This window comes from Halobacillus sp. BBL2006 (assembly GCF_000786645.1).
Lineage (GTDB): Bacteria > Bacillota > Bacilli > Bacillales > Halobacillaceae > Halobacillus.
Map to the genome: position 1 here is coordinate 1 of NZ_JRNX01000449.1, position 6,251 is coordinate 6,251.

General features: G+C 39.3%; 8 protein-coding genes. 6 read left to right on the top strand and 2 right to left on the bottom strand.

Annotated features, from left to right (window positions below; all coding sequences use genetic code 11):
- The 3 genes from LD39_RS13430 to LD39_RS13440 form a co-directional block, all read left to right on the top strand.
- The coding region (locus tag LD39_RS13430) for an MFS transporter (RefSeq protein WP_035547785.1) at positions 1-687 on the top strand (687 nt) is incomplete at its 5' end.
- Entirely contained in the window at positions 684-1,244 is a 561-nt protein-coding gene (gene thpR, locus LD39_RS13435; protein WP_035547788.1) for an RNA 2',3'-cyclic phosphodiesterase, read from the top strand. The genes LD39_RS13430 and thpR, both read left to right, overlap by 4 nt.
- A 2-nt stretch (positions 1,245-1,246) precedes the next feature.
- Positions 1,247-2,164 carry a hypothetical protein gene (locus tag LD39_RS13440; protein ID WP_035547791.1) on the top strand — a complete coding sequence of 306 codons (918 nt, stop codon included), beginning with the start codon at positions 1,247-1,249 and terminating at the stop codon, positions 2,162-2,164.
- Here the strand turns inward: LD39_RS13440 and LD39_RS13445 are convergent.
- Positions 2,151-3,170: an EAL domain-containing protein gene (locus tag LD39_RS13445; protein ID WP_035547794.1), complete on the bottom strand. Its 1,020-nt coding sequence runs from the start codon at positions 3,168-3,170 to the stop codon at positions 2,151-2,153. The genes LD39_RS13440 and LD39_RS13445 overlap by 14 nt on opposite strands.
- Positions 3,171-3,256: 86 nt before the next feature.
- On the opposite strand from LD39_RS13445, the gene LD39_RS13450 reads away from it, so the two are divergent.
- The gene (locus tag LD39_RS13450) at positions 3,257-4,186 is read left to right on the top strand and encodes a diacylglycerol kinase family protein (RefSeq protein WP_052158868.1); all 930 of its coding nucleotides are present in this window, start codon (positions 3,257-3,259) and stop codon (positions 4,184-4,186) included.
- 161 nt (positions 4,187-4,347) lie between these two features.
- The gene (locus LD39_RS13455; protein WP_035547804.1) at positions 4,348-5,145 is read left to right on the top strand and encodes a phosphotransferase family protein; all 798 of its coding nucleotides are present in this window, start codon (positions 4,348-4,350) and stop codon (positions 5,143-5,145) included.
- Positions 5,146-5,192: 47 nt separating this feature from the next.
- Here the strand turns inward: LD39_RS13455 and LD39_RS23115 are convergent, their stop codons facing one another.
- A complete protein-coding gene (locus LD39_RS23115; protein WP_197061428.1) occupies positions 5,193-5,360 on the bottom strand; it encodes a hypothetical protein in 168 nt (55 codons plus the stop codon).
- 497 nt (positions 5,361-5,857) lie between these two features.
- On the opposite strand from LD39_RS23115, the gene LD39_RS13460 reads away from it, so the two are divergent.
- A partial coding sequence (locus LD39_RS13460; protein WP_035547798.1) for a methyltransferase domain-containing protein occupies positions 5,858-6,251 on the top strand: 394 nt, incomplete at its 3' end.

Below are 6,251 nucleotides of genomic sequence, written 5' to 3' on the forward strand. Positions count from 1 at the left end.
TTTTATTTCTTTTCTTCAGGGCTTCTCTTTTGTCTTGTAGCTCTTTTACAATTCCCTAAGCGCGCGGATGAAGTTACGGTTTCTTTCCGCACAGGATTGAAGGTGTTATTAAAACAAAAGCCTTTTTTACTGTTTTTAGTTTCAAATTTCTTGATCTTTGGTCCTGTATTAGCGAATAACTACTATTTTGGAACGTTTATTCTTTCGGTGGGAGGGACTTTATCCGGGGTCGGGATTGCCTTTTTACTTGCAGCGGGAAGTGAAGCACCATTTATGAAATTCGCCCAGCAGGTCATCAATCGGTTAGGGGGTCTGTCTGTCATTATTATCAGTTCGTGTGTGTCTTGCGGAAGGTGGTTTTTATATTTCTTTGAACCGTCTAGTGAAGTGGTCTATGCGACGACGATTGTTCAAGGGGTATCTGTAGGACTTTACATTCCGGCCGCTTTGATACTTGTAAGGGAATTAGCTCCTGACAATGTACGTGCAACCGCTGTGGGGTTGTATTCAGCCGTTGGAAATGGACTGGGTAATGCATTCTTTACTTTTATTGGAGGGGTATTGATCGATCTATGGAGCGTGACAGGCATGTATGGTTTCTTTTCTGGAATGACACTCATCGGAATCCTTTTAGTTTTAGTCGTTTCGAAGTGGATGAATCTATCAAGTAAGGAGTATGTAGCATGACGGCACACTATTTTATTGGAATCAAAGTAAGTGAATTTATAAGAGCAGAGTTGTCAAAATGGCAAGACATCCTCTCTGATTCAATGGATTATAAAGATTGGACGGCTACAGAAGACTTTCACATTACATTAAAGTTTTTAGGAGGCTGCTCCGATAACACTATTGAAGAGTATCATAATCGACTCACGGATTTCGAGTGGCCAAGTTCCTTTACCTTATCGATCGGTCCTGCAGGATACTTCGGTGATCGAAAACAACCAAGAGTTTTTCATGCACAGGTCGAAAAGCCTTCAGAGCTAAGTGAGATAAAGCTGGGAATTGATCAAATAGGAGAAGAATTGGGCTTTCAAACAGAGAAAAGGACTTATCATCCACATGTGACCTTAGCGAAGAAAAAGGCTGAAGGGACGTCTCCTCTTTCGTTAGAACAGTATGACTCGCTGCTGGATGAGCACTACCATATGGATGTAGAACAATTCTCTATTTTTCGCATCCATCCAGGACAGATGCCTAAATATGAAGTGGCAGCTGACATTTCCCTTAAAACGGAGGTGTAGAAGTGGTGCAATTAATCAAGCTACAAGATTATGTTTCCAGATATGAAATGGGCATCTACCAATATCCCAGTCAATTTATACGATTAAAAAAAGAGAAATGGAGTAAAATGCAGCAGATGTTTGAGCAGGGACTATGGGAAACAGACCGAGAAGAGCCTGTGGAGATCGAACCTATCCCAACTAAAGGCATCTCTCAGTTTTTTAAAAAAAATAAGTCTGTTGAAACGGATGATAAAAAGGTACAGGAAGTCGAGAAAATGGATATACCGAAAACGGTCGATGAGTTAAAGCATCATTTCTTAGACGGTCTGTTTCCTTTTCAGCTAAAGTGGGCTACAACGACACTAAGAGAAAAATCTTTCGTCGATGACTACTACCGTCACGATGATAAACTGACTCGTTTATTACAAAGGATTCCTGATACATACTTTCTCATGTACCATCCGATAGTGGAGCTTAGAAAAGCAAAAATGGAGGCAGAAACCATCCTAATAGGGCCCTCAGGAATTGAAATCATTCATGAGTTGAATTTTCCAGCAGGAACAAGGATCCATCCTACTTCAGAGAAAAGCTGGTACGCAGAACACGAAGGAAAGAGTTCAAGGTTTTTGACTCCTATAATTACCTTGAAAAGAACGGAATCTTATGTGAAAAGTGTCCTGGGTAGTTATCAATTAGACTTTCCTTACCGGCTTGTCATTCTGGCTCCTGAACTTACCATTCAAGGAGCATCATCACGCTTTCAAACAGATTACATTGACAGGGAGCGGTACGAAGGATGGCTGCAAGAAAAAAGGAAAATATCGTCTCCACTTAAACATACTCAACTCAAGGCTGCAGAAGCCCTGTTGAAACATTGTCAAACGACGTCTGTGAGGAGACCCGAATGGGATATGGAAAAGGAGATTATGGAAGAATAAGCTCCTTTTCAGGTGAAGGCTTAGGCTTTCCAAGAAAGTATCCTTGACCATAGTCGACTCCCATCGTTTGTAACCAGTGCCATTCCTCTTCCGTTTCTATACCTTCCGCAAGTACATGGATACCTAGCTTCGCTGCACGGTTCATTACTTGATGTAAAAATTCTTGGTTGGTCTTATCTTTATGGCAGTCTCGAATATATGATTTATCGATTTTTAAATAATCTGGCTTTAATAGACTGAGCATTTCAATCGTACTATAACCTGTACCGACATCATCAAGAGCTACCTTCATTCCAGATGTTTTATATGTATCTAAGATGGATTTCAAATGCTGGACATCTGAGATTTTCTCTGTTTCAACAACTTCAAATACTAAATCAGATGGATCAATATCAAACTCTTCCACAATTTGAAAAGTATGCTGCAGACAAAATTCCGGTACATAAATCGTAGAAGGTAAGAAATTTATAAATATCTTCTGACCGATCTCCAAATGTTCAGACTTTGCTTTGACAGCAGACCTTCTAGCTTTTTGGTCCAGCATAGATTGTAAGCCTGAAGCTTGAGCATAGTGGAATAACTCACCTGGCGCGATGATGTGATCTTTTGTACGAAGTAAAGCTTCATATCCGAATATGCGGTTTTCTCTCATGTCTATGATCGGCTGCAAATGTGAGGTGAAACTTCCCTGGTGAATAACGTCTGCGATCTCTGGTCTTTTTAACCTTTCATATAAGTGCTGAATAGAAATCGGAAAAGATTGTGAAGTGTCCAAATTCAAAATATGAAGCCAATAACTAGGGGAATGGCTTTGAAATAAAGTCTCAAGCGAAAGTTGAAGTTCTTGTTGTGAATGATAATTGAATACAATTGCTTCCTCATTTTCATGGTGTACAGTTAAGTTCTCGAGTCTATCTTCTTTATCTACATTGGATCGGTTAAGAATAATGGCGCCGCGATCCGGTAAATGAACAGATGTTCCGCAAAATTGGCAGTCTTTACCCATATAAAGGTCCTCCTTTTTGTTATTATTATAATAAAATAGTATCAGATTGTATAATGATTTGATAAGGAAAATAGGAGAAATGTCTGATGAATATACTCATCGTTAATCCGAAAGCAGGATATGGCAAGGCCCAGAAGCTCTTCGAACGATTGAAGAAGGATCCTCTTTACAAGCAAAAAAACTGTCGGGCATTTTTCACTGAGTATGCTGGTCATGCAGAAAAAATTGCTGAGCAAGTTGTTGAAATCCATCATGAATCCCTCGCATGCATTTTCGTGTTGGGAGGGGACGGGACGTTGCATGAAGTCATCAATGGCACAAAAAAACGTCCTTCTATTCCTATAGCCTTTGTACCAGCGGGGTCAGGAAATGACTTCGCAAGGGGGATCGGCACGAGAAAAAAAGGTGTGGAGTTATTTCGTAAAATGATAACCCATCCCAAAATTGTACACCTTCATCAAGGAGTGTTTGTCCCAAACCAACGTTATCAACGCGGTTCGAGATACTTTGCAAATAGTATTGGATTTGGACTGGACGGTAAAATCGTATCTGCCGCGAATCGACCAGTCTTCAGAAAATGGATGCAACGACTTTACCTGCAAAAATTCATTTATACGCTAGCACTTTTACGTTTGTTGAAAAATTATGAACCGATAACGGTAGAACTTCAGATAGACGAAAAGACGATGCAATTTGCTAACGCTGCTATGGTTACAGTGACAAATCACCCTTACTATGGAGGAGGAATGAAGATCACCCCCAAAATGCATATCCAACATCCTGGTTTTCATGTTTTAGTGATTGACTCCATTTCAAAGTGGAAGATCCTAGGTCTGTTTCTGACCGTATTCTTCGGCACCCATACAAAATTAAAGGAAGTGTCTGTAAGAGAAGCTCATACAGTGAAAGTTTCTTCTGAACAACCTTTACCCTATCAGATTGATGGTCAAAGTGGAGAGTGTATGGAGTCTGATATCAAGAAAAGCGGAACAAAAAGGACGTTCTATTCCGCCTAAGAGAAAATTCTTGAAAGTTACGAGATAGATGAGTTAATCTAATTTAAGGTGCATTGATACAAAACAAATCCTTTGGAACAGGCCCTAAGTACGATATACTAAAAGAACGATAACGACGTGATGTAATCACAGGAAGATTTGAGGAATTGAAGGTGAATTGGTTGGAACATATTCTTGGAAATGATTGGACGATTACACCAGCAGGCGGTTCGACAGGAGAAGCATATTATGCTCAAACGGATGGGAAGAGATTATTTCTTAAGAGAAATTCTTCTCCATTTCTTGCTGTACTTTCTGCCGAGGGAATTGTGCCCAAGCTTGTTTGGACCAAGCGTTTAGAGAATGGTGATGTGATTACTGCACAAGAATGGTTAGAAGGTCGCGAGTTGAACCCCGAAGAGATGAAGCATCCGCGTGTAGCGGCATTGCTAAGCAAGATTCATCATTCTACTGAGCTTCTCGATATGCTTATGAGATTAGGGAAACAACCATTAACACCGACAGAGATTTTAAAAGATATAAAAGAGAATCAGAAAGTATTAAATCAAATAGATCCGAGAATCGAAATCCATCAAGCTATTAAATTCCTTGAAAGCAAGGTTGATGAGGTGGCGCATGACGTTCATGTCGTATGCCATTGTGACACAAATCACAACAATTGGCTGCTCTCGGCATCTGATCAGCTATATTTGATCGACTGGGATAACGCTATGGTCGCAGATCCTGCCCTTGATCTTGGAATGCTTCTCTATTCTTATATCCCCCAGGAAAGCTGGTCTCACTGGCTGGAAGAGTATGGCATGGAACCGGGCGATGATTTGTACAATCGCATGGTATGGTATGCAGTCTCACAAGCTCTTTCATTTATTCAATGGCACCAGATGAGAGGCGAATACGATGAATCTTCCATCCGAATTAAAAAGCTGAAGAAGATGATGAATAGACACAATATTTATTAAAAATCATCAAAAAAAAACCGTTGCTAAAATGCTTAGCAACGGTTTTTTTAACCTTGAGAAACTGTTGGTGTATATTTTAATTTTTTCTCGCGAACTTCAGAACTCATTTTTTCGCTTAATTTTTCAAAAGGATATATAAATAATGCGTATCCTGCAAATAGTACAGAGAAAGTGGCTAGCACAGTCATTTCAAACGTTTTAATCATTAGTTTCATGTTCTGGCTTCACTCCATTTCATATTAGTATTACACGATTAATATCGTATCTTAGAAAGCGTTTACAACCCAACCCTCTTTCAACTGAGTATTTCACAGTATGAAAGGAAGGGGAGGTGTAGGATGGGAATAACTCATCCATCATTACAAATAGGCGCACATAGTAGCTTATTCACCGATATGCCCAGTATTTTATAAAAACTTTTAAGGTCATTGATTTTTTAATAAAATTTTCAGCTTAAAAAGTGGATAAAAAGGATATTGAGTAACTTGGAGGATGGTAAGGCAGATTGGAAAAACCGATTGTTTGAGGAGGATAAAGAAAAGGGGGAAATTCGATAAAAATCGGCATGCCCTTGGTTCCCATCCATCTCATAACTCAACTATATGTATCTTTAAGATATAATAAAAGTCAAAAAAAGGAATTGTTAGATTGAACTTTTAAAAATAAACGACTTCATGGTAATATTTTAACGGTAGGAGGAGGAATTTTAACAATGCGTTTAAGAAATAAACCTTGGGCTGATGATTTTATGAAAGAAAATGACCATATCGTCGTCCAAGCCCCTTTTGAATGGAAAGGAAAATGGAAAGAGTTGTTCGCCGAACCCTCTAAGCCTTTACACTTGGAAATTGGTTCTGGGAAAGGACAATTTATTGCCGGAATGAGCAAACAACATGAGGAGATCAATTTCATTGGAATTGAACGGGTCAAAAGTGTCATTGTAGGTGCTTTGAAGAAAGTACTGAACTCAGAAACAACAAATGCCCGCCTTGTAAACGAGGATGCCGAAGATCTCCGTGACTTATTCGCCACGAATGAAGTTGATCATATTTATTTGAATTTCTCAGATCCATGGCCGAAAAATAAGCATGAGAAAAGAAGACTGA